Here is a 22,435-nt window from a genome sequence, read left to right as displayed (position 1 = left end):
TTGTGATGCAGGGCGTCGTCGGCTCCCGACGGCGCGTTACGCCTGCGCCATGGTGACCCCGGCCCGGGCCGCGCGGTGAGCATGCAGCTTCTGGTAGCTCTCGATCAACCGCTGGTGCTTCTCCAGCCCCTCCAGCGCCATGCTGGTCGGGGTCAGGCCATGGAAGCGCACGCTGCCGTTCACCGAGCCCACCACGGCCTCCATGGTCGCTTCGCCGAACATGCGCCGGAAGTTGTGCAGGAAGTCGTCCAGTTCCAGCTCGTCATCGAGGAGCACCTCCAGTACCGCACTCACCGCGCGATAAAAGAGGTTACGCGCCACGGTGTTGTCGTTGTACTGCAGGAAGATGTCGACCCGCTCCAGCGCCTCCTCGTGCTGGCCCAGCGCCAGGTTGATCAGCAGCTTCAGCTCGAGGATGGTGAGCTGCCCCCACTCGGTGTTCTCGTCGAACTCGATGCCGATCAGGGTGATGATGTCCTGGTGGTCGTCGATCTGGCTCTCTTCCAGGCGCTCGAGCAGATCGGCCAGCTGCGCGTCGCTGAGCTCGTGCAGATGCAGGATGTCCTCGCGGAACAGCAGCGCCTTGTTGGTGTTGTCCCAGATGAGGTCCTCCACCGGGTAGACCTCGGAGAAGCCGGGCACCAGGATGCGGCACACCGGCGCGCCCAGGTCCTCATGGATGGCCATGTAGGACTCGAGGCCCAGCTCCTCGAGGATGCCGAACAGGGTCGCGGCCTCCTGTTCGTTACTGTATGCGCCGCTGCCGGAGAAATCCCAGTCGACGAATTCGACGTCCGGACGAGCGCTGAAGAAGCGCCAGGAGACCAGCCCCGAGGAGTCGATGAAGTGCTCGACGAAGTTGTTGGGCTCGGTGACGGCCAGCGTGTTGAAGGTGGGCGGCGGGAAGTCGTTGAGGCCCTCGAAGCTGCGGCCCTGAAGAAGCTCGGTGAGGCTGCGCTCCAGCGCCACCTCGAAGCTCGGGTGGGCGCCGAAGGAGGCGAAGACGCCGCCGGTCTTGGGGTTCATCAGGGTGACGCACATCACCGGGAACTGCCCGCCCAGCGAGGCATCCTTGACCAGCACCGGGAAGCCCTGGGCCTCCAGCGCCTCGATGCCCTCGACGATGGCGGGATAGCGCGCCAGCACCTCCTGGGGCACGTCCGGCAGCGCCAGCTCCTCCTCGATGATCTGCTTCTTCACCGCCCGCTCGAAGATCTCCGACAGGCACTGCACCTGCGCCTCGTGCAGGGTATTGCCGGCGCTCATGCCGTTGCTGAGGTAGAGGTTCTCGATCAGGTTGGAGGGGAAGTAGACCACCTCGCCGTCCGAGTGGCGCACGAAGGGCAGCGAGACGATGCCGCGCGCCTGCTGGCCGGAGTTGGTGTCGATCAGGTTCGAGCCGCGAAGCTCCCCCTCCGGGTCGTAGATCGCCCGGCAGTAATCATCGAGGAGGCCCGCCGGCAGCGCGTCGTCGGGGCCGGGCTGGAACCACTCCTCGTCGGGGTAGTGGACGAACTGGCTGCCCGCGATCCGCTCGCCGAAGAACTGGTCGTTGTAGAAGAAGTTGCAGCTCAGCCGCTCGATGAACTCGCCCAGCGCCGAGCAGAGCGCGCTCTCCTTGGTGGCGCCCTTGCCGTTGGTGAAGCACATCGGCGAGGCGGCGTCGCGGATGTGCAGCGACCAGACGTGGGGCACGATGTTGCGCCAGGAGGCGATCTCGATCTTCATGCCCAGGTCGGCCAGGATCGCGGTCATGTTGGCGATGGTCTGCTCCAGCGGCAGGTCCTTGCCCTCGATCCAGGTGCCTGTCTCGTCATTCGCGTCGCCCTGCGGCGAGTCCAGCACGTTCCCTTGCAACAGCGCCTGGGCGTCCTCGTCGATGTTGTCGACCGCCTCGACCTGGAACTCGGGCCCGGTCTGCACCACCTTCTTCACCGTGCAGCGGTCGATGGAGCGCAGGATGCCCTGGCGATCCTTGTCGGAGAGGTCCGCCGGCAGCTCCACCTGGATCTTGAAGATCTGGTTGTAGCGGTTCTCCGGGTCGACGATGTTGTTCTGCGAAAGGCGGATGTTCTCGGTGGGGATGTGCCGCGCGTTGCAGTACACCTTGACGAAATACGCCGCGCACATCGCCGAGGAGGCCAGGAAGTAGTCGAACGGCCCCGGCGCCGAGCCATCCCCCTTGTAGCGGATGGGCTGGTCGGAGATGACCGTGAAGTCGTCGAACTTGGCCTCCAGCCGGAGGTTGTCGAGATAGTTGACCTTGATTTCCATGGACGGGCACCGGAGCGTTGAGCGAAGCGGGGGCGGAAAACCCGCCATTATCCAGCTTTTGCCGCCAGGCGTCATGCATGGCGCCGGTCTGCTTGGGGTGAAAGAGCAGCGGCGGCGTGTCGCTCTCCAGCAGCGACCAGAGCGCTCGCGCCTGGAAGGCGTGAGCGACCGAGCTCCAATACTGCTCGTACCCACCGGCGAGCTGGCGGCGCTGCTCGCCAAGCATCAGCAGCTCCAGGGCCTCCTCCTGGTCCGACGAAAGCCCCTGGGGCGGCCTGGGAGAGAGGCCGCCGCCGCGCCGCACCATGATGGGCCGAGGCTTGACCCAGCCGTTACCGCGACTGCGCTGCTTCGTCGGCCGCACCCAGACCGGCGATACCTTGAGGGTCGGCGAGCGAGGATTCGGGTCGATGTCCAGAAACAGCGCCAGGCGATAGTCCTCCTCCAGCTCCTCGACGTAGCGCTTGCCGCCGACCGGTGATTCGAGCTCGGCCAGCCACGACTCCCAACGCTGCTCGAGCAAGGCCGAGTCGTCACGGTTCGGGAGGCCATCGGCCTCCATCTCGTCGATGAAGCCCTGGATCACCGCCACCGCATGCTTGCACTGGCGCCCCACCGGGCAGCTGCAATCGCTGATCACACCCATCTCGGGGCGGCCGGGGTCCACGGCCAGGCGCGTCTGGTAACGACGACGACCGCTGCCATCCACCTGGGCCCGCAGCACCAGCAGATCGCCGTCACGCTCCAGGCGGGCGCCATCGCGCACCCGGCCCTGCCGCGCATAGCCCCATGTCCTGGCGCAGGACATCGGGGACCGGATCGACCGCCAGCCGAATCTCCACGGTGCCGCGTTGGGGGTCGATGCTCGGGGCGATGAAGCTGACGCAGGCGGGGAACGGGCGCTGCGGATAGGCATCGGCGACGGCCATGGCGTCCTGCTGCAAGGCCAGCAGGGCGAGGTTGCGCTCGTCGAGCGGCACACGGATCTCGGTAGCGCCGCTCAGCGCGATGGTGAACAGCACCCGGCCAGGCTGCACCAGGTCGCCGGGCTCCACGTCGCGGGTCAGCACCGTGCCGGCCACCTCGGAACGCACCACGGTCTTGGCGAGCCCGGCCTGCAGGGTGGCAAGTCGCTCGCGCAGCAGGGTCTCCTCGACGTTGCCCGGCGCCAGCGCCGTCGCCGTCAGACGGGCGGCCTGGTACGCCTTGCGCGCCAGCGTCTGTGCCTGCGCGGCCTGCTCCAGCGCCTCGAGAGCAGCGAGCGCTCGGCCAGCGTGCGCCACCGCGCCGTCACGAGGGCCCCTTGATGGCCATCAGCAGCGCGGCCACCAGCCAGCCAGACAGCGACGCGAAGTGAGGCGGGTCACCGAACCGCCAACCCTGCCACAGGGCCGCCGCATAGAAGAAAAGCGGCACTCCCAGCAACAGGAAGGCGTACCAGCCCAGGGAGGTGCGCCACAGCAAGAGCCGCGCCAGCAGGCGACGCACGCCGCTATCAGCTGCGCCTCTATACCGACCAGCTGCCACAGGGCGCGGCTTACCGCGCAATCTTCCAGGCCGAGGCCGGCGAGTGGCAGCATGTCACTCTGCCCTGGCACGACTTCGAGGCGGTATTCCGCGGCCAGCGGCTGGAGGATGCCCCGCCGCTCGACTCCGCGGCGATCCGGCAGGTGGGGCTTCTCATCGCCGACCGGCGGCCGGGCCCCTTCCGGCTGGAGGTGGCGTGGTTGGGGACGTTGAACAGCTAAGCCTTTCACCTGACTCGACCCGTCGGCACCATTCGGCCTGCATCATCACGCATCTTGCCTATCCTGATGTTACGGATGACAAGCCCGTTCACTGGAGGCACGACCGTGATCATCAAGAGACTCGTACTCAGTCTTATCCTCTTCGGTTCCGTCGGACTGGCCAGCGCCGATTATGCCGACGGCATGCGCTACTACGAGCGGCAGGAGTACCGCCAGGCACTGCAGGAATTCGGCGACGCGGCCAGAGGCGGCGATGCCGATGCCCAGTACATGCTGGGCCGCCTGCACGAGGCCGGCAACGGGACAACCCAGGATTTCGTGCAGGCCCACAAGTGGTACAACCTGGCCGCGGCCCGCGGTCACCGCCATGCCGCCGAGGCACGCGATTCACTGGCCGAACGCATGACGGCCGGACAGATCGCCGAGGCGCAGCGAGCGACACGCGGCTGGCAACCGGAAGAGGAAGCATCTTCACAAGCGACGGAGCGAGCGCGGCCCGACATCGAGACCCTGTCGGATCGACAGGGCATTGCCGAGATACAGCGCGAGCTCAACCGGCTCGGCTATGACGCCGGCCCGGTGGATGGCGCCATGGGACGCCGCACCCGCAATGCGATACGCCAGTATCAGGCCGACAGGGACATGGCCCAGGACGGCCGCGCAACGGCCGAGCTGCTGAAACGCCTGCGCCAGACAGAGAGACGCGAGGTGGCGGCACCCTCCGAGCCACCCCCCGCCGCCGAGCCGCGGGTCGCCCTGCAGGACGACTTCAGCGACGGCGATTACCGTCGCGATCCGCCCTGGACGGTGCTCAGCGGCAACTTCGAGGTCGATGAGAACGGATTGCGCAGCATCGTGGAGACGCGGCGAACAACCGATCGCGAATCACGGCGTCTCAGCGCCGAGCGGCCGGAGGAGATCGGCCTGGCGATGCTGGCGCTGATCCTCGAGCAGACGGGCAATACCGGGCAGGACGAGGTGACTGTCCCGGTGGAACCGGCGCACATCTTCGTCAACGCCCCCGTCGACAACGCCTTCAGGATGGAACTGGACGTCGCCTCCCGGCAGCGGCCTGGCAGCCTGGAGCTTGGGGTCTTCCAGGGCAACCGACCCCGCGGCACCGGCTATCGCCTGGTCTACACGCCCGGCTCGCGCCCGGGGCTGAGCCTGGTCAGGCTGATTTCCGGCAGCGCCGAGGTGGTCGCCCGCCACGAGGACAGCCTCGACCTCGAGGACGGCCGGTTCCACCGCATCGTCTGGACCCGTGACGAGGACGGACAGATGCAGGTTCGCGTGGATGACCAGCGGCTGCTGCGGGTGCAGGACAATGGCCTGCGCGATCCCTTCCAGGGCGTCGTGCTGGCCAACCAGGGGGGCGACTACACCCTGCGCCGGATCAGCCTGGAAGAATAGGCGCCTGTGCCGACCCGCTCCAGGCGGCGTGGCTCGAGGGGAGCGGCCTCGCCGAGCGCTTCATCGGCGACTTCCTTCGAAAGCAAAGGGAGGGGAGCGCTCCGTATCATTGGACCCGACGACTGGCCCTGCCATGTAATGCTGCCATCCAATGAGAGCGGTGGGCGAAGAGGCTGCCGGAACTCGTCAGGATGTTTTACGGAAATGGCAATACAAGTACATTTGCCTCACCCCACCCGGCGTCATGTGCAGGGCTTTGCGATGGTGTATCAGTTCGAAACTCTCGCCCAGTGTCGCTTCCAACTGTTCCGGACTGTACCGCTGCACCGGCAGACCACTGCATGTTGGGGGCGCTTCTGGCGCAAAGGTGCCGACCACGAAGTGCCCACCCGGCGCTAGCGATCTCAGAAGCTTGTCGCGATAGTCATGTTGCTGATCCGCGCCAGTAAGGAAGTGAAACACGGCGCGATCATGCCACACATCATAGTGACCTTCGGGCAAGTCAATCTCTTCCATATCGCCCACCCACCATGTCACGAGTTCTGCCTTGCTCCCCAGCCGTTTTTTTGCCAGGGACAGGGCTCTCTCAGAGATATCGAGCACAGTGATGGATCGATAGCCTGCGTCCAACAGGTCATCAACGAGTGTAGACGAACCCCCACCGACATCGATGATGGAAGCGTCCATGGCCAGACCCAGCCCCTGGATAAGGTTCAAGGAGGTCCGTAAATGGGGCTCATACCACCCCAGCTCCTCGGTCGCCTTGCTCGTGTAGACTTGCTCCCAGTGATCCTTTTGACTCATTTCATGCCACCCTGTGTCGATGCTCACCTGGAAAAAGCACTGTCGTGCGGCGCGACAGGCGATCATCCCGCCAGGTCGACGCCGGTGTCCGAGCGCCGCTACGCCTCACAGCGCGGAGGCAGTATGATCCTACCCCAACGGGTGGCCGTGGGCTGCGACTCGACGCCTGAGCCAGGCACCGATCAGCAGTAGCAGGGTCAGGGCGACCAGCGGCAGGATCACGCTGGGGCTCACGGCCTGCTCGGTCTCCACCGCCTCCAGGGCGCCGTAGATGGCGCTGGAGTAGACCCCCCACTTCGCGCTCAGGCCGATGATGGCTGCCATCACGAAGGTCGCCAACGGCAGGCGCAGCAGGCCAGCGGCGAAGTTGACCACGGAGTGGGGGAAACCCGGCAGCACGCGCAGGGCGCACTGGGTCAGCAAGTCACTGCGCTTCTCCAACTTGCCCATGACATTGCGAGTGAGGCCCCGGGGCTTCCAGCGGTCGCTGAAGCGGGAAGCGAGGTAGTAGGCGCCTAGGGCGCCCACCACGCTGCCGACCGTCAGCATCAGGGTGGCCGCCAGGGGCGTATAGAAGGGCGCGATCAGCCACAGCCCGATGCTGCCGGGCAGCCCGATGGCCAGGGTCACCGCCATGATCGCGATCACCGAGACGATCACCGCGGGGTGGTGGGAGGCCTGGTCGGCCCAGCGCTGGAGGTCGGCCAGTTCGGGCGAGTGCCAGATCCACAGGTAGCCGGCCATCAGCAGCATGGCGCCGAGCGCCACTCATCGCCAGGGGCGGCTTGGCGGACTGTCGTTGAGCATCAAGGCCTCTCGGTCATGCATCGGGAACCATGGTGGCATGCCCGCCGAGCCGGGTCATCCCTTTAGACCTAAGTAGAAGCCGGGTCATCTTTTTAGACCTAAGTAGAAGATTGTTAGAATGCCATCGCCCTAGTGACGCACACATCCTCCGCAACTAGAGCGTCCCCATGCCTCCGAACCCTACCCCCGCACCCGCCAGGGCCTCGGCGCTGTCGCGCCTGGGCGATCCCATCGTGCTGCTGCTCACGGTCGGCTTCATCGTCGCCTTCATCGGCCTGTCGCTCTACGACATCGACCTGGTGGCCGACAGCATCAGCGCTGGCTTCGCCTGGTTCATCGGCTACCCGCCGCTGATGGCGATCTTCGTGGCACGCATCTCCCGCGGGCGCACCATCCGCGAGATGATCCTGGCCATGGCGCTGATGGCGGGCATCCTGCTCTATATGGGCGCGGGGCAGATCGGCGCGCTGCAGCAGTTCATCGTGATCACCGCGATTCCCGTCTCGCTGGTGCTGCTGCCCTCACTGTGGGCCGGCCCCCGGGCAGCCTATGCCATGGCGCGGGAACAGGGCATCGTCGCCCCCCTCGCCCGCCCTATCCCGCTCGGCTAGACTGGAAGGCTTTCCGCCCCAGAGACCCGTCATGCAAGCCACCCTCGAGCAGCGCGCCCTCAAGCTCTCCATCCTCGTGACCCTGGGGGTCTCGAGCCTCGGGGTCACCTTCGGCCTGCTGGCCGGCTCGCAGTCGATCCTCTTCGATGGCGTCTTCTCCACCATCGACGCCGCAATGTCGGGGCTGGCGCTCTTCGTGGCACGGCTCGCCGTGCGCGAGGCCAGCGATCGCTTCCAGCACGGCTACTGGCACCTGGAGCCACTGGTCGCGGCGCTCAACGGCAGCATCCTGATGCTGTTCTGCTTCTATGCTTTTCTCACTGCCCTGCTCGACCTGCGCGAGGGCGGCCGCGAGCTCGCCTTCGACCTGGCGATCGGCTATGCGGTGGTGGTGGCCATCGTCTGCTTCGCCATGACCGCCTACCAGCGGCGCATCAATCGCACGGCGGACTCCGAGTTCGTGCGCATCGACATACAGGGCTGGCTGATGGCGGCGCTGATCACCACCTCGCTGCTGGTGGCCTTCATCATCGCCCGCTTCCTGCAGGGCACCCCCTGGGCGCATGTCACCCCCTACGTGGACTCGGTGTTGCTGATGGTACTGACGGCCAGCTTCATGCCGGTGCCCATCGGCATCGTGCGTCGCGCCATGAAGGAGGTGCTGCTGATCGCGCCGAGCGAGATCGACCGCGAGGTGCATGCGGCCATGGCGCCGGTGATGGCGCGCGAGGGGCTGCTGCGCTACTACAGCCACGTGGCCAAGGCCGGCCGCGGCCATTACATCGAGATCCATATCGTCACCACGCCCGAGTACGGGCAGGGCCAGGGCATCGCCGTGCTCGACGAGATCCGCGAGCAGATCAGCGCCGAGCTGAGCCCGCCGCCGGAGCGGCGCTGGTTCACCGTGGCCTTTACCGCCGACGAGCGCTGGGCATAGGCCAGTCGCACGCCATCTGGACGCGAACGACCCTTAACCCTCCAGCGAGACCCACTGCCCCGCCTGCTGCTCCGCGCGCCCCTCGGTCAGCACCGGGTGATCCCCCGGCGGCAGGTGCCCCTGGCCATCCAGGGCCACCAGCAATACCATGCTCGAGGCGCCCGTCCCATTGGTCGATGGCAAGGGGCGTAGAGGGACCGACTGGACATCCCGGGGTACCTGAACGACGCTTCACGAGACCCCGCCCTCGCCGCCCCGAGAACGCCACCATGCCGCAATACCACAACGATGCCACCCTGCCCCTGCCGCTCTTCCCCGGCAGCCATATGGTGATCGACGACGACTACGTCTTCCTCTCGGGGCTCACCGCCGAGGATATCCAGGGTGGAGAGACCGTGATCGGCGACATGGCCGAGGAGACCCGTCTGGTGATGCGCGGCCTCCAGCGCATGCTGGCCTCCGCCGGCTGCGACATGGCGGACGTGGTGCGGGTCGACGTGCACATCACCGACCTCAACATGATCCGCGACATGGACGCCGCCTACGCCGAATTCTTCGACGCCCGTCGCTACCCGGCGCGCACCTGCACCCAGTCGCCCCGCCTCTACGGTGGCGCCCATGTGGAGATCACCGTGATGGCGCGACGCCCCGCCGGGCGCAAGGAAACCCCGGCCTCGGACGCCTGAATGTTGTCACCCTTCCTGGCGGGTCTCCAGCTGGCCGTGCCAGGGCCGCATGGCCAGGATCTCGTCGAACCACTGCAGCGGCTCGGGCTCGATGGCCGCTTCCGGCAGGGGCGCCAGCGCGACCGGCTGCCAGCTACTGGCCTCCAGCGACACGCGCAGTCGGGCATAGTCCACCGGGATGCCGGCCGCCGCCTCGTTCGCCTGCAGCTGGCCGAGTGCCTCCAGCAGGTCACCCATGCCGTTCTCCTGCTCCTCGAGGGGCTTGAACGACTGCACGTAGAGGCGCTGGCCCGCCTGGCCCACCTTCACCGGCATGTCGATGATGTTGACCCGCTCACCGACCGCGATGCGCGAGAAGAGCGCCTCGATGGTCTCCGGCATCATGCGGATACAGCCGCGACTGGCCCGCATGCCGATGCCGTCCGGCCGGTTGGTGCCGTGGATCAGGTAGCCCGAGATGTCGAGCAAGATGGCGTGCTGGCCCAGCGGGTTGTCCGGGCCGGGCGGCACCACTTCGGGCGGCGGCTCGCCGTTCTCCCTGGCCTCCTGGCGGACCGACTCAGGCGGGTACCAGGCCGGGTCCTTGAGCTTCATGGTGGTCTTGGTCACGCCCAGCGGGGTGTTGAAGCCCTCCCGGCCGATGCCAATGGGATAGGTCTCCACTCGGGGCGTCTCGCCCTCTGCGGTATCCGGGTAATAGTAGAGGCGCAGCTCGGCCACGTTGATCACCACCCCCTCGCGCTTTGCCGGCGGCAGGATGTAGCGCGCCGGGATCACCACCTCGGTGCCGGGGTCGGGGGCCCAGAGGCTGACCTCCGGGTTAGCGTTGCGGATCTCCTCGTAGCCGACGTTGTGCTCGCGGGCGATGTCGAGCAGGGTCTGGCCCTCACGCGTCTCGATGGTATAGACCTCGCCGACCATGTTGCCCGTCTCGGGCAGCGGGTAGTGGCCGCGGGGCCACGACGCCTCGGCCAGGGCCGTCGCCGGCAGGAGCAGCAGCGCGAGGGTTAGGGCCAGGGGCCGACAGCGCCTGGCCAGGGGGAAAATCGCGGAAGCGTTCATGATGGTCATGGTCTCGAAGACGTCGTCAGGGAAAGGGGGCTGTTTTGCGAACAGTGTTTCATGGCGCCCGCGTCACGGCAACCGAGAGCGAGGCGGGCCCGCCACCCGTATGCCGCGAGAGGAGCGCCTGCTCATCAGCCCTCGCGCAGGATCTGGCGATGTCGCGCAGTGCGTGTTCGGCCAGCAGCTGGCAGCGGGCCCTGGATCGACCGCCATGGGCGACACCGGCGCCAGTATCGCCGAACAGTCGTGGCTTCGTCATCGCTGCGGCGCTTTGCGCCCACGGGGCCTCGGGGTAGGCTGAACGGGTGTGTATCCACCGAGAGTCGCCGATGTCGCGATCCCGCTTCTTCCCCGTCCGCTCCCTCTGCTTCGGGGCTGCCCTGGCCTGGCTGGCCCCGCTCGCCCAGGCCGATGGCTGCCCCACTCCCGGCCAGTGGCAGGTCGCCGGCGGCAAAACGCTGACCACCGCCGGCTTGATGGCCAAGCTCGCCGGGGCCGACGTGGTGCTGCTCGGCGAGCAGCATGACCGCCTCGACCACCACCGCTGGCAGCTGCACACCCTGGCCGCCCTGCATGCCCATCGCCCGCAGATGATGATCGGCCTGGAGATGCTGCCCCGCGAGGCCCAGCCGGCACTGGACGCCTGGGTGGCCGGCGCGCTCGACGAGGCGGCCTTCCTCGAGCAGAGCGACTGGCGTCGGGCCTGGGGCTTCGACCCCGACCTCTACCTGCCGATCCTGCATTTTGCACGCATGCAGCGCATTCCGTTGCTGGCGCTCAATATCACCCCCGCGCTGCGCGGCCGCCTGGCCAGCGAGGGCTGGGAGGCGGTCCCCGAGCAGCAGCGCTTCGGCATCACGCCGCCGGCCCCGGCTCGGCCCGCCTACCGGGCGTCGCTGGCGGCGATCTACGCCGAGCATGCCGAGCGCGACGGCGATCCGGCGGATCTGGAGCGCTTCATCGCGGCCCAGCTGGTCTGGGACCGCGCCATGGCCACCGCCCTGGCCGATGCCGCCGCGGACGGCACCCTGGTGGCGGGGCTGATGGGCGAGGGCCACCTGGCCGACGGCGACGGCGTGCCCTACCAGCTCGACGACCTGGGCCTTGGCGACCACCGCAGCCTGCAGCCCTGGATCCCGGGCCCCGACTGCCAGCCACCCGCGGCGCGCGCCGATGCCCTCTACGTGCTGGGCGACGAGTCGCCCTTCCAGCCCCCCGAGCCGCCGCGCCTGGGCGTGCTGATCGGCGAGCACGCGGAGGGCGTGCTCGTGCAGGGCATCGCCCCCGGCAGCGTGGCCGAGGCGGCCGGCCTCGCCGAGGGGGATGTCATCGTCACCGCCGCCGGCCGGCCCATGACGCAGCCCGCCGACCTCACCGCCGTGATCGGCCGCCAGGTCCCCGGCACCCTGCTGCCACTGGATATCCGTCGCGGCGGCGAGCGTCAGGAGGTGCTGGCGCGCTTCCCGCCCCCCGCGAATTGAGTTCCATGGAGGCGAGGTGGGCCGTGGCACAGAGGGTCGGCGTCCGTACGTTCTCGCAACCTGAGGCCACGACAGGCATCATGGGCGCCCCTGACCCATCCATCGTCCGCGAGGTAGATCACCGCCGATGAGAATCCTGATTCGTACCTTCTTCCGCGGCCTGCGCCTGGTGCTGGCGCCGGTCATGCTGATCTCCGAGAAGCTCTCCACCCCCCAGGCCGTCGAGCGCAGCCCCGAGGCGCAGGCCCGGGTCGACGAGGCGTGCCGCGACCTGGCGCTCTACCAGTTCCGCACCTGCCCGTTCTGCATCAAGGTGCGCAAGGAGATCGCCCGCCTGGGCCTGGACATCGAGCTGCGCGACGCCCAGCTCGACCCCGACCACCGCCGCGCGCTCTCCGCGGGCGGCGGGCGGGTCAAGGTGCCCTGCCTGAAGATCGCCCACGACGACGGCGCCAACGAGTGGCTCTACGAATCCGACGACATCAACGCCTGGCTGCACCGCCACTTCGGCAAGGCCGACGCCCAGGCCGCCTGACGCGCCACGCCCGAGGCGGCGACGGCCGGCGGGCGGCACTTGCCCTGTGCCGAGGGGCCGCCTACACCTTGGGGATGGACACCCTTCCGGTACGCCCTGTTTCTCGCCGTGGTCCGCTGGCCGTTATCCGCTTCCTGGGCCTGGTGCTGCTGGGCGCCATCGTCGGCGCCGTTTCCGCCCTCCTCGCCGCGGCCTTCGTCAGCGCCGTGCTGGCCCTCAATGACCTGCTGCTGATCTCGCCGCGCAGCCGCATGATGTTCGACCACCCCGGCCTGCTGCTGGCCGCCACGGTCGCGGTGCCGGCGTTGGGCGGCCTGGTGGTCGGCCTGTTGCATCGCGCGATCCCCGAACGGCGCCCCCATGCCCCGGCCGACGTGATCGCCGCGGTGCAGACCCGCCGCGGCCGGCTGCCGGCCCGGGCGGGGGGCATCTCGGCGCTGAGCGCCCTGGTCTCGCTGGGCACCGGGGCCTCGGTGGGCCAGTACGGCCCCCTGGTGCACCTGGGCGCCACCCTGGGCTCGCTGGGCGCCCGGCTGCTGCGCCTGGGGCGCTCGGACGACAACATCACCATCGCCTGCGGGGTGGCCGCGGCCATCGCCACCGCCTTCAACGCCCCCCTGGCGGGCATCGTCTTCGCCCACGAGGTGGTGCTGCGCCACTACGCCCTGCGCGCCTTCGCCCCGGTGGCCGCGGCCGCCCTGGTCGGCTACGTGATCGCCACCAATGTGCTCGAACAGGGCGCCCTCTTCCACGTCGCCGACACCGCCGTGCCCCGCCCGTGGGAGTTCGTGGCCTTCCTGGCCATCGGCGGGCTGGGGGCCCTGGTCGCCGGGGCCTACATGCACGTCATCCTGGCCGTCACCCGGGGCGCCGAGCGGCTGCCACTGGCCGCGCCGCTGCGCCCGGCCCTGGCCGGCGCCCTGCTGGGCCTCACCGCCCTCTGGGTCCCCGACATCCTCGGCATGGGCCAGGAGACCCTGCGCTTCGCCACCATCGCCGGCGCCTTCGGTAGCGCCGAACTGCTGCTGGTGCTGGTGCTCAAGATCGCCGCCACGGGGCTCTGCCTGGGCATGGGCTTCAGCGGCGGAGTGTTCAGCCCGGCGCTGGTCATCGGCATGCTGTTCGGCGCCCTGTGCGGGAGCCTGGTCGGCCAACTCAGCGGCGCCCCCCAGGAAACCTTCGTCTTCTATGCCGTGTGCGGCATGGTGGCGGTGACCTCGCCGGTGATCGGCGCCCCCCTGACCAGCCTGCTGATCGTCTTCGAGCTGACCGGCAGCTATGCGCTGACCACCGCTGCCCTGGCTAGCGTGACCCTGGCCAGCCCCATCGCCGCCCAGCTGTTCGGCCGCTCGCTGTTCGACATCCAGCTCGAGCGCCGCGGCCTGGACCTCTCCGCCGGGCGCGGGCGTGCCGTGCTGCGCTCCACCCCGGTGGCCGAGCACCTGACCGACGACTGCGTGACCCTGCACCCGCAGACCCCGGTGGCCGAGGCGGTGACCGCCCTGTGCCGAGCCCGGCACGGCGAAGGCTACCTGGTCGATGGCCGGGGACGCTACCGGGGCTGCGTGGGCCTGGCCGATCTGGAGGCCGTGCGGGAGGCCGCGACGGGGCCGGTGCGGGTCGGCGAGGTGGCAACCCTGGCGCGACCGGTACTGCAGCCGGACACCTCGCTGTGGGATGCCATGGCCGAGCTGCAGGACGTCACCGGTGAGGCCCTGCCGGTGGTCGACCCCGCCGCGGACGATGCCTTCCGGGGCGTGGTCTTCGAGTCGAGCATCACCCGCGCCTACCTGGCGCATAGTGACGAACTGAGACGGGAGGAACATGGCACGGGGTGACGACAGCAGCCGTTGGCCGGCGAGCGCACCGAGGTTGGCGCTACTGGGGCTGGCGCTGTTCGCCGCCATGCCCGGCCAGGCGGAGGACGACGCCCTCAGCGTGCTGAGCTGGGGCGGGGCCTACGAGCGCGCCCAGCAGGCCGCCCTCTTCTCCCCCTATACCGCCGCCACCGGCACGCCCATCGAGGTTGCGCAGTACGATGGGGGGCTCGATGGCCTGCGCCGCGCCGTGGCCGAGGGCGAGGTCCCCTGGGACCTGATCGACATGACCCGCAGCGAGGCCATGGCCGCCTGCGCGGAGGGGCTGCTGGAACCGCTCTCCCCCGCGCTGCTGGCACCGGCCCCGGACGGCACGCCGCCGGAAGAGGACTTCCTGCCGGACTCCTTCGGGCGCTGCGCCATCACCCACAGCATCTTCGCCACCGTGGTCGCCTACCGCCGCGATGCCTTCCCCGGCAAGCGCCCCGACAGCATCGCGGACCTCTTCGACCAGCAGCGCTTCCCCGGGCCCCGGGCGCTGCAGCGCACCCCGGCGGTCAACCTGGAGTGGGCGCTGCTCTCCTATCGCGTGCCCCACGAGGAGCTCTACGGCCTGCTGAGCACCCGGCGCGGCCTGGACCTGGCGATGGCGCGCCTCGACGAGCTGGAGGAAATCCGCTGGTGGGAGGCCGGCAACACCCCGCCGCGGCTGCTGGCCGAGGGCGAGGTGGTGATGGCCTCGGGCTACAACGGCCGCTTCTTCGATGCCATGGTCAACCGCGAGGTGCCCATCGAGATCCTCTGGGACGGCCAGGTCCAGGAGCACGAGACCTGGGCGATCCCCCGCGGCGCCTCGCACCCAGAGACGGCCCGCGACTTCCTGCGCTTCGCCACCACCACCGAGCGCCTCGCCGACCTGTCGCGGCACATCCCCTACGGCCCGGCCCGTCGCTCGGCGGCGGTACGCGTCACCACCCATCCCGACAGCGGCGTGGACATGCGCCTGCACACTCCCACCCATCCGCTGAACGCCGATAACGCCCTGGCCAAGGACGAGGCCTGGTACGCCCGCACCCTGGGGCGCATGCGCGACTACTTCCAGGCCTGGCTTGAGGCGCGGAAGGCGGAGTAACGCGCACTGCCTGCCCCAGTGACTCCACCCCCTGAGTTAGCCCCGAGAGGCTCGAAGCAGCAGGTTGCGCGGGGTCAGCTCGCGGGCACAGAAGGTGCCGAGCTCCACCCGGAAGCCTGCCTCCTCGAGCCGCCGCTGGCGGTCCAGCACCAGCCACACCTCCAGCGGGCGGCGGAAGAGGTGGCGGACCAGCTCCAGGCGAGTGACCTCGGCCTGGCGTCGCTGACCTTGCTGCTCGAAGGCGTGCCAGTCGATGCCCGCCGGCAGAACCAGCCCCTTGCACTCGGCCGCCCAGCGGCAGAACCCCGCGAAGCTCTCGGGCATCCGGCCATAGGCGAGGCTCGGTACCGGCAGGTAGGCATCCCGGCCCCGCACCTGGCGCTGCAGGGCATCGAAGCCCAGCCGCCAGGCATTGGCCCGCTGGCGATGGCGGCGCACGTGGCGCGGGGCGGTCACGGTCTCCTGCACCGCCATGGCCAGGTCCTCCCGAGTGAGCGACAGGCCGTGGGCGGCGGCCAGCTCGCGCCCCCGCCGTGAGAAGGGGCGATAGTGCACCCGGGCGGTGCGGTGATAGCAGCAAGGCGCCAGGGTCACGGCGCTGCCCTGCTCGGCGGCCAGCTCGATCAGCCGGCCGTGCAGGTCGCCGCAGGCATGCAGGGCCGCCACCTGGGTGTCCGCCGTGAGCCAACGGGCGGCATCGGGGGCCAGCACGTCCTGCTGCGCCAGCTGCACCCGGGCCCCCTGCCGCTCGGCCAGCGCCTGGCCGTCCCGGCACAGCGCGGCCTGCCACTCAAGGCCGGTGACCTCACGATCGAGGCGGCGGGCCAACGTCCGGGCCAGGTGGCCCTTGCCCGCGCACCACTCCAGCAGCACGGCCCCCGGCAGCGCGGCCATGCGGGGCACGAAGGCCGCGACCTGCTGCCACTTGCGCCCGCCCATGTGCTCGGCCCACTGCGCCGGCAGGCCCGGCCCCTCGGCAGGCAGCTCGGGGAGCTCGACCAGGGCCGCGAGTTCCGCCACCGGCAGACGCTCGGCCAGAGGGGAATCGGTGAAAGGGTCGGCCTGCAGCCGCGCGCACTCGGCGTCATCGAGTGAGCGCAGCCCGTCGGCAAGCTCGGGATGCGCCTCGGCCCAAGGGAGCCGGCGATGCTGGAACGGCATGGGCCGCCACAGCGGCTGCCACTCGGCCAGCAGCGCGGTCAGCCGTGCGAAGCGGTCGGCATGGGAGGCATGGGAAGAAGTCTCGGACATGGCGTGTCAATCTCGGAACAGGGCCGCATTGTAGGGGCTCCGCGGCCGGCTTGCATGACCGGGCGCGGTTGGCGGGTCTTCGCCACTGCCCGGCGCGAGGCGGACCTGGCCGCCCTGCCCTACCGCGGCGCCTACGTCTGCTCCAAGTTCGCCCTGGAGGGCTGACCGACACCCTGCGCCTGGAGCATCCACGTCAGCCTGATCGAGCCGGGCCCCATCAGCAGCCGCTTCCGCGAGAATGCCTATCGCGCCTTCAAGGCACATATCGATACCGCCCACAGCGCCCATGCCGACACCTATCGCGCCGTGGAGGCACGGCTGGCCGGCGACGACGGCGGCGGGCGCTTTACCCTCGGGCCCGAGGCGGTGGTCGACAAGCTGATGCATGCCCTGGAGAGCCCGCGCCCCAGGGCGCGCTACTACGTGACCGTGCCGACCCACCTGTTCGGCACCCTCAGGCGCCTGCTCGGCACCCGGGTGCTGGACCGCGTACTGCTGCGCTCGACCCGCGACGAGCGACAGCCCTGAGCGATAAGAAGCAGCCTTGAGGGCTCGTCGAACTGAACGCACCCGGTAGCCAGCCACAGTGGTGACAACGCCCCTGTAGGAGCGCAGGGTCCGGCGTTCCGGCTTGCTGCGCGATGGCGCCGACAGGCGCCCCGGCGCTTGGTGCCTATGGCCGGGGAGGCCTGCGGCCTCCCATCGCGACACGAGTGTCGCTCCCACAGGTAGGCTGTGTGCCCATTGCCGGAGCAAGCTTCGCCTCGTTAGATGGCATTGCGCAGCCCCAGCTCGTAGGGGTGGGGGTTCAGGTAGGTCTGCTCGCGGATATAGTCCGAGCCGTGGCGCTTCACGTAGTGGTTGAGCAGACGGATCGGCACCACCAGGTGCACGTGCCCCAGGCGATAGTCCTCGATGGCCACCAGCAGGTCCTGGCGGGTCTCGCCGTCCACCGCCTCACGGAGGTAGCCCAGCACGTGCATCAGCGCATTGGCGTGGGTCTTGCGGGTCGCCGGACGGCCCAGTGCGGCCATGAAGCGCTGCAGGTAGTGGGCCAGGGCCTCCTCCAGCGGCAGCTTGCTCGACTCGGCCAGGTAACGCCCCAGTTCGCGATAGGCCTCCACGTGATGGGCCATCAGCAGGTACTTCTGGCGGCTGTGGAACTGCAGCAGGGCATGATAGCTGGGGGCGGCCTCCACCCGGCGCTTCCAGTCGTCGAAGGCGTAGACCCGGGTGATGAAGTTCTCGCGCAGCACCGGATCGTTCATGCGCGCCTCCTCCTCCAGCGGCAGCTCCGGGAAGTGGCGACGCAGGGCGCGCACGAAGGCGCCCGAGTCGGCGTGGCTGGGCATGCCGTTGGGGTGGTAGACCTTGACCCGCGAAAGCCCGCAGCTCGGCGAGCCCTTCATCAGGATGAAGCCCCGCAGGTGACGGTGGCGGGCGGCAAAGTCCTCGCTGACCTCGGCCAGCCGCTCGGTGACGTCGAGGCTCGGATCCTTGGTCCCCTGCACGCGGGGCGCCTCGCCCTGCAGCCCGACCAGGCGGATGGGGTCACGGGGCACGCCGAGGCCGGCCTCGAGCTCGGGGCAGAAGGGCTCGAAGACGAAGCGATCCTGCAGGACCTCCAGGCAGTAGCGGGAACGCTTGTGTCCGCCGTTGTAGCGCACCTGCTCGCCCATCAGGCAGGCGCTGATGCCCACCGGGATCCCGTCCCTGCTTGCCGCCGGTTCCGCCATTGCCGCGCTCCTTTTCTCACCGTGCATCAGCCACCGTGCATCAGATCGCCGTGCATCGCTCATCGTGCCTCGCTTGCTGGGCACCACCCCGGCCCGGCCATCGGGCAGCGCCATTGTGGCATAGCCATACCGCGCTGCCAGTCGCTAGCGTTCCAGGCCCAGGCGCCGATGCCACTCGGCGAGGCTCTCCTCGGGGTAGCCGGCGAAGCAGCGGTCGTTGTCGCGAGCCTCGACCTCCACCCAGGAGGCCTTGCTGTCGAGCAGCAGGTGGACCCGCTCGGGCGGGACCGGCAGCTCGCTGTCGATCGCCGAGGCGAAGGGATGGACCAGCTCGGGCCAGTTCGGGTCGAAGACCCACAGCGCACTGGCACAGCGGCCGCAGAAGTGCCGCTCGCCCGCGCTCTCCTCGCCGTCGATCACCGCATGGTAGACCCGGGTGTGCTCGGCACCCTCGACCTCGAGGGTGCCGGCACGGGCGCCCAGGTTGATGGCATAGCCGCCACCACCGGCGGTCTTGCGGCAGATCGAGCAGTAGCAGCGCTGGTAGGGATAGGGGTGGGGAGATTCAACGCGGAAGCGCACCGCGCCGCAGTGACAGGAACCTTCGAGCCGCATGGGATCACTCCTCCGGGTCGTTGGTGAGGGTCTCGCCCCGCTCTTCACGGGACGCCAGGGAGAAATGTCCGACACCAGGGACCCGCTGGCAAGAGCGCGACCTCTCGCTGGTGGGGAGGCAGGCAAGTTGCTATCGTCGGCGCGGCATTCATCCCCCTGGAGTCACCATGTCACAGAAGATCTACTGCATCGCGAGCTTCAAGCCCAAGCCCGGCAAGGAAGCGGCCGTCTTCCAGGCGCTCCAGGCCCTGGAGCCGAATGCCCATCGCGAGGACGCCTGCCTGCGCTACACCGTCACCCGCCAGATCGACAACCCCTTCGCCCGGGGCGAGAGCTATCCCATCGTCTTCCACGAGGTCTGGGCCAACCGCGAGGCCTTCGAGGCGCACTGCCAGCGCCGGGAGATCCAGGCGTTCTTCGCGACCCACCTCGAGGACCCGGACGGCGACATCGAGGACGCCAACGTCTGCGTTTATACCGACGAGCCGGCCGACTTCGACGCCCCGAGGCTCTGACCGCCTTGAGGCCCATGCGGTCGGGCTCACAGGAACTCGCGGGTGGCCTCCAGCACCCGGCCGTCGACCGTGCGTTGCAGCTTGTCCTCGATCTCGCTGCACAGCGACGTCACGTCCCGCGAGGAGGTGCCCACCACCACGAAGGTCCACTCGCTGGCATCGTGGCGGTCAAGGTCGCCGCTCTCGCAGACCGCGATCGACGGGTGTCGCCCGAAGCGCTCGTGCAGGCCGCCCATGCGCTGGCGCTTCTCCTTCAGCGAGCGACAGCCCGGCAGGGCGATCCTGAGGGTGAGGACGGCGATATGCATGGCGGACTCCTCTGGCCTGCAGGGCATCTCCCGGAGTGGCGCCTGGCGCGCCGGGCGCCTACCCAGGTGGAAGGCAGCATAGTAGCCTTTGCCCATCGTCTGCCCCGACGGAGATCAAGATCAGCTCAGGAGACCCCATGATTCAGCTCCACCATTGCGTCAGCGCCCGCTCCTTCCGCCCCCTCTGGATGCTCGAGGAACTGGGGTTGCCCTATCAGCTGATCCTGCACGACTTCCCGCCGCGGGTGCACGACGAAGCCTTCCTGGCGATCAACCCGCTGGGCACGGTGCCCGCCTTTTTCGACGGCGAGGTGGGCATGACCGAGTCAGCGGCCATCTGCCAGTACCTCGCCGCTCGCCATCCCGAGGCCGGCCTGGACGTGGCCAGCCAGGATGCCGCCTATGGCGACTACCTCAACTTCCTGCACTTCGGTGAGGCGACCCTGACCTTCCCGCAAACCCTGGTGCTGCGCTACGGCCAGTTCGAACCCCCGGAGCGCCGCCAGCCCCAGGTGGTGGAGGACTACAGCCGCTGGTTCCTCTCCCGGCTGCGGACCCTGGAGCCACGGCTGGAAACACGGCGCTGGCTCTGCGCCGAACGCTTCACCGCCGCCGACGTCTCGGTGGGCTACGCCCTGCTGCTGGCCAGCCACATGGGACTGGAGGAGCGCTTCAAGCCGAACGTGCGCCACTACTGGGCACGCCTGCAGGCCCGCGAGGGCTTCCAGCGCGCCCTGGAGGCCCAGCATGCCGCCGCCGTGGCCCAGGGCGTCTCGCCGGCGGAGGCCATGGTACTCCGCTGACCTCTGGCAGCCGGCAGGCTAGACCTTCCAGGGAATCGGCGGTGGCATCAGCCGTTCGCCCTCATATTCCGGAACGCTGCCGAAGCGCTCGCCGCCGGCCTCCCACTCACGCTGGGCCTCGGCGATCTCGGTCTTGCTGTGGCCGACGAAGTTCCACCAGATCACCACCTCCTCGCCGAGGGGTTCGCCGCCCAGCAGCAGCGCCCTGGCGCCCGCCGGCAGCGTCAGCTCCAGCGTCTCGCGTCCACGGCCCAGATAGGCCAGTTCATCGACGGCAAACGCTTCGCCGTCCAGCGTCACCTCCCCTTCCAGCGGCAGCACGGCGTACTCGAACGCGTGGCGTAGCTCCAATCGCAGGGTGGCCGCCGCCTCGGCGGCGAGGTCCAAGCCCACCAGCGGCGAGAAGGTCAGCGTGGGGCCTGGCGGCCCCGATAACCCCACGGCTGTGGTATAAACGCGGACACCAAAGAACCCCTACCGGCAATGTCACCCTGGAGACAGCCATGGTCCGCTTCATTCTCTATCTCACCCTGCTGGCCGGCCTGGCCTATGGCGGGGTCTACTTATACTACGACGTCAGCATCAAGCGCGCCGTGAAGGATCACCTCGACGGCCTTGGCCTCACCGCGGTGGAGGTGAAGCGGGTCGATTTCGATCCCATGGCGCCGCTGGTCACCGATACCCACGTCACCGCCGAGGTCACCTACGGCGGCGCCGAGGCGAGCCTCGATATCCGCGTGATCGGCCATCCGGCCTTCTCCGAGGAGTACCGCCTCGAGCTCGACAGCCTGCAGGCCCTGCGGCTGACCCTTGGCGCCGGAGGCTGACCCAGGGGCACGCTACTGGGCGATGCGGTGATGATTTTAGTGGAGCCGACGGCGCAACGAAATATGGGTCGCGCTGCGTGGCCTAGTTAGGGCTTTCGGTGTATAGTCGTACGGTATTTCCGTACACAAAGGTGGCCGTATGGACTCAATCAGCGTAAACAAGTTTAGGGATAATCTGAAAAGTGTCATAGAACAAGTGGTTAGCAGGCACGAACCGCTCAAGGTGACCCGGCGGGCAGGTGAAGCGTTTGTTGTGATGAGCGCCGATGACTGGGAGCGGGAGCAAGAAACCCTTCACGTGCTCCAAAGCAAGAATCTCATGCAACAAATTGCCAACTCTCTTGAGACCCACACCCGCGGCCAAGGCTATAAACCGACCGATGAGCAGTTGAATGAGATCACTGGTATTTGAGGGTAATACCTGGGAAGCGTACGAAACAATGCGCGAGAAGGACGAGCGACTGCACAAAGCATTATGCAGATTGCTCAAGGAAATGCTCCGGTCTGCAGATCCTTCGTCAGGCTTGGGAAAGCCCGAGCCGCTCAAACACAACCTCTCTGGCCTGTGGTCCAGACGAATTTCACAGAAAGACCGCTTGATATATCGTTTCGACGAGAATTCCATCTACATCTTCGCTATTGGTGGGCACTACGATCAGCCCTAACGCCCGGCTCTGCGGCAGGCAAACGTGGAGGCCGCTTTTTGGCCGGGGCTTTTGCCTGTCCGCCAGAAGCCGCTTGTTAACAGCTCATTGCCACTCACTATTTAGATGTAGCGTCCCTGATGATTCACCTGGGTGGTGCCGTCGGGTGTAGGAAGCGTGACATCATGAACCCGATGGTATGTCTCGGCGGGGAATTGTGAACCAGGGTGAGTGGAGTGGTATAGTGGACCCCACGGTCAAGACAGAATTTGCCTGAGTTTAAGCTAATACCTCGGCCATGTTCGCAGCTGCACGGCGCTGCCCTGTTTCTTCGTTCTGCGATGTCGCCCTTCGGCCACTGAAATGATCGGGTATGGATGCCCCGCCACCCAAGCCGCTCAGGTAGACCTCGTCGGGTGTCCGGTA

Annotated in this window: 24 protein-coding genes and 1 pseudogene; 14 read left to right on the top strand and 11 right to left on the bottom strand. The window is 68.3% G+C overall.

What is annotated here, in order from left to right:
- Positions 1-36: 36 nt before the first annotated feature.
- The 3 genes from OP498_RS16985 to OP498_RS16975 all read right to left on the bottom strand — a co-directional run bounded on the left by OP498_RS16985 (position 37) and on the right by OP498_RS16975 (position 3,762).
- Positions 37-2,274: an OsmC domain/YcaO domain-containing protein gene (locus OP498_RS16985; protein ID WP_280554511.1), complete on the bottom strand. Its 2,238-nt coding sequence runs from the start codon at positions 2,272-2,274 to the stop codon at positions 37-39.
- Between the two features lie 737 nt (positions 2,275-3,011).
- Positions 3,012-3,557, bottom strand: a complete 546-nt coding sequence (locus tag OP498_RS16980) for an efflux RND transporter periplasmic adaptor subunit (protein ID WP_280554508.1) — start codon at positions 3,555-3,557, stop codon at positions 3,012-3,014.
- A 7-nt stretch (positions 3,558-3,564) separates the two neighbouring features.
- Positions 3,565-3,762, bottom strand: a complete 198-nt coding sequence (locus OP498_RS16975) for a hypothetical protein (protein ID WP_280554506.1) — start codon at positions 3,760-3,762, stop codon at positions 3,565-3,567.
- 365 nt (positions 3,763-4,127) lie between these two features.
- Between OP498_RS16975 and OP498_RS16970 the strand changes: the two genes are divergently transcribed.
- Entirely contained in the window at positions 4,128-5,435 is a 1,308-nt protein-coding gene (locus OP498_RS16970) for a peptidoglycan-binding protein (RefSeq protein WP_280554504.1), read from the top strand.
- 186 nt (positions 5,436-5,621) lie between these two features.
- Here the strand turns inward: OP498_RS16970 and OP498_RS16965 are convergent, their stop codons facing one another.
- Positions 5,622-6,305 carry a class I SAM-dependent methyltransferase gene (locus OP498_RS16965; protein WP_280554502.1) on the bottom strand — a complete coding sequence of 228 codons (684 nt, stop codon included), beginning with the start codon at positions 6,303-6,305 and terminating at the stop codon, positions 5,622-5,624.
- A 63-nt stretch (positions 6,306-6,368) separates the two neighbouring features.
- Complete coding sequence (locus tag OP498_RS16960; protein WP_280554501.1) at positions 6,369-6,992, bottom strand: VTT domain-containing protein; 624 nt, start codon at positions 6,990-6,992, stop codon at positions 6,369-6,371.
- A gap of 377 nt (positions 6,993-7,369) precedes the next feature.
- Between OP498_RS16960 and OP498_RS16955 the strand changes: the two are divergent.
- From OP498_RS16955 to OP498_RS16945, 3 genes and pseudogenes are all read left to right on the top strand, one after another.
- Positions 7,370-7,657 (top strand): annotated as a pseudogene (locus OP498_RS16955) (BCCT family transporter); the annotation flags it as partial.
- Between the two features lie 31 nt (positions 7,658-7,688).
- Complete coding sequence (locus OP498_RS16950; RefSeq protein ID WP_280554499.1) at positions 7,689-8,594, top strand: cation transporter; 906 nt, start codon at positions 7,689-7,691, stop codon at positions 8,592-8,594.
- A gap of 269 nt (positions 8,595-8,863) precedes the next feature.
- Positions 8,864-9,280 (top strand): RidA family protein, encoded by a 417-nt coding sequence (locus tag OP498_RS16945; RefSeq protein WP_280549105.1) that lies wholly within the window; start codon positions 8,864-8,866, stop codon positions 9,278-9,280.
- A gap of 6 nt (positions 9,281-9,286) precedes the next feature.
- Here the strand turns inward: OP498_RS16945 and OP498_RS16940 are convergent, their stop codons facing one another.
- Positions 9,287-10,342, bottom strand: coding sequence for a L,D-transpeptidase family protein (locus OP498_RS16940; RefSeq protein ID WP_280549107.1), 1,056 nt, complete (start codon positions 10,340-10,342; stop codon positions 9,287-9,289).
- Positions 10,343-10,674: 332 nt separating this feature from the next.
- Here OP498_RS16940 and OP498_RS16935 point away from each other — a divergent pair, with 332 nt between their 5' ends.
- The 4 genes from OP498_RS16935 (at position 10,675) to OP498_RS16920 (ending at position 15,310) form a co-directional block, all read left to right on the top strand.
- Entirely contained in the window at positions 10,675-11,826 is a 1,152-nt protein-coding gene (locus OP498_RS16935; protein ID WP_280554498.1) for a ChaN family lipoprotein, read from the top strand.
- A 127-nt stretch (positions 11,827-11,953) separates the two neighbouring features.
- A complete protein-coding gene (locus OP498_RS16930; protein WP_280554496.1) occupies positions 11,954-12,361 on the top strand; it encodes a glutaredoxin in 408 nt (135 codons plus the stop codon).
- Between the two features lie 74 nt (positions 12,362-12,435).
- Complete coding sequence (locus OP498_RS16925; RefSeq protein WP_280554518.1) at positions 12,436-14,199, top strand: chloride channel protein; 1,764 nt, start codon at positions 12,436-12,438, stop codon at positions 14,197-14,199.
- Positions 14,186-15,310: an extracellular solute-binding protein gene (locus OP498_RS16920; RefSeq protein ID WP_280554495.1), complete on the top strand. Its 1,125-nt coding sequence runs from the start codon at positions 14,186-14,188 to the stop codon at positions 15,308-15,310. Before OP498_RS16925 ends, OP498_RS16920 begins: the two co-directional genes overlap by 14 nt.
- 36 nt (positions 15,311-15,346) lie before the next feature.
- Here OP498_RS16920 and OP498_RS16915 read toward each other — a convergent pair whose 3' ends face one another.
- Positions 15,347-16,561 carry a methyltransferase gene (locus OP498_RS16915; protein WP_280554492.1) on the bottom strand — a complete coding sequence of 405 codons (1,215 nt, stop codon included), beginning with the start codon at positions 16,559-16,561 and terminating at the stop codon, positions 15,347-15,349.
- A gap of 306 nt (positions 16,562-16,867) precedes the next feature.
- Here OP498_RS16915 and OP498_RS16910 point away from each other — a divergent pair, with 306 nt between their 5' ends.
- On the top strand, positions 16,868-17,089 hold the full coding sequence (locus OP498_RS16910; RefSeq protein ID WP_280549116.1) for a hypothetical protein: 222 nt from the start codon (positions 16,868-16,870) through the stop codon (positions 17,087-17,089).
- 239 nt (positions 17,090-17,328) lie between these two features.
- Here OP498_RS16910 and OP498_RS16905 read toward each other — a convergent pair whose 3' ends face one another.
- Both OP498_RS16905 and OP498_RS16900 read right to left on the bottom strand, forming a co-directional pair.
- Entirely contained in the window at positions 17,329-18,297 is a 969-nt protein-coding gene (locus tag OP498_RS16905; RefSeq protein WP_280549118.1) for a DUF523 and DUF1722 domain-containing protein, read from the bottom strand.
- A 144-nt stretch (positions 18,298-18,441) separates the two neighbouring features.
- A complete protein-coding gene (locus tag OP498_RS16900; protein WP_280554491.1) occupies positions 18,442-18,912 on the bottom strand; it encodes a GFA family protein in 471 nt (156 codons plus the stop codon).
- A 167-nt stretch (positions 18,913-19,079) separates the two neighbouring features.
- Here OP498_RS16900 and OP498_RS16895 point away from each other — a divergent pair, with 167 nt between their 5' ends.
- Positions 19,080-19,427, top strand: a complete 348-nt coding sequence (locus OP498_RS16895) for a putative quinol monooxygenase (protein WP_280549122.1) — start codon at positions 19,080-19,082, stop codon at positions 19,425-19,427.
- Positions 19,428-19,453: 26 nt separating this feature from the next.
- Here OP498_RS16895 and OP498_RS16890 read toward each other — a convergent pair whose 3' ends face one another.
- Entirely contained in the window at positions 19,454-19,735 is a 282-nt protein-coding gene (locus OP498_RS16890) for a DUF503 domain-containing protein (RefSeq protein WP_280554490.1), read from the bottom strand.
- 137 nt (positions 19,736-19,872) lie between these two features.
- Between OP498_RS16890 and OP498_RS16885 the strand changes: the two genes are divergently transcribed.
- Positions 19,873-20,538: a glutathione S-transferase family protein gene (locus tag OP498_RS16885; protein ID WP_280554488.1), complete on the top strand. Its 666-nt coding sequence runs from the start codon at positions 19,873-19,875 to the stop codon at positions 20,536-20,538.
- 18 nt (positions 20,539-20,556) lie between these two features.
- Here OP498_RS16885 and OP498_RS16880 read toward each other — a convergent pair whose 3' ends face one another.
- Entirely contained in the window at positions 20,557-20,925 is a 369-nt protein-coding gene (locus OP498_RS16880; RefSeq protein WP_280554486.1) for a pirin-like C-terminal cupin domain-containing protein, read from the bottom strand.
- 116 nt (positions 20,926-21,041) lie between these two features.
- Here OP498_RS16880 and OP498_RS16875 point away from each other — a divergent pair, with 116 nt between their 5' ends.
- The 3 genes from OP498_RS16875 to OP498_RS16865 all read left to right on the top strand — a co-directional run bounded on the left by OP498_RS16875 (position 21,042) and on the right by OP498_RS16865 (position 22,030).
- Complete coding sequence (locus OP498_RS16875; protein WP_280549130.1) at positions 21,042-21,365, top strand: hypothetical protein; 324 nt, start codon at positions 21,042-21,044, stop codon at positions 21,363-21,365.
- Positions 21,366-21,504: 139 nt separating this feature from the next.
- Positions 21,505-21,777: a type II toxin-antitoxin system Phd/YefM family antitoxin gene (locus OP498_RS16870; protein ID WP_280549131.1), complete on the top strand. Its 273-nt coding sequence runs from the start codon at positions 21,505-21,507 to the stop codon at positions 21,775-21,777.
- Positions 21,758-22,030, top strand: a complete 273-nt coding sequence (locus tag OP498_RS16865; protein WP_348533495.1) for a Txe/YoeB family addiction module toxin — start codon at positions 21,758-21,760, stop codon at positions 22,028-22,030. Before OP498_RS16870 ends, OP498_RS16865 begins: the two co-directional genes overlap by 20 nt.
- Positions 22,031-22,435: the final 405 nt, after the last annotated feature.

The sequence above is a fragment of the Halomonas sp. 25-S5 genome (assembly GCF_029889845.1).
Lineage (GTDB): Bacteria > Pseudomonadota > Gammaproteobacteria > Pseudomonadales > Halomonadaceae > Halomonas.
This window is presented reverse-complemented; position numbering and strand designations above follow the sequence as displayed.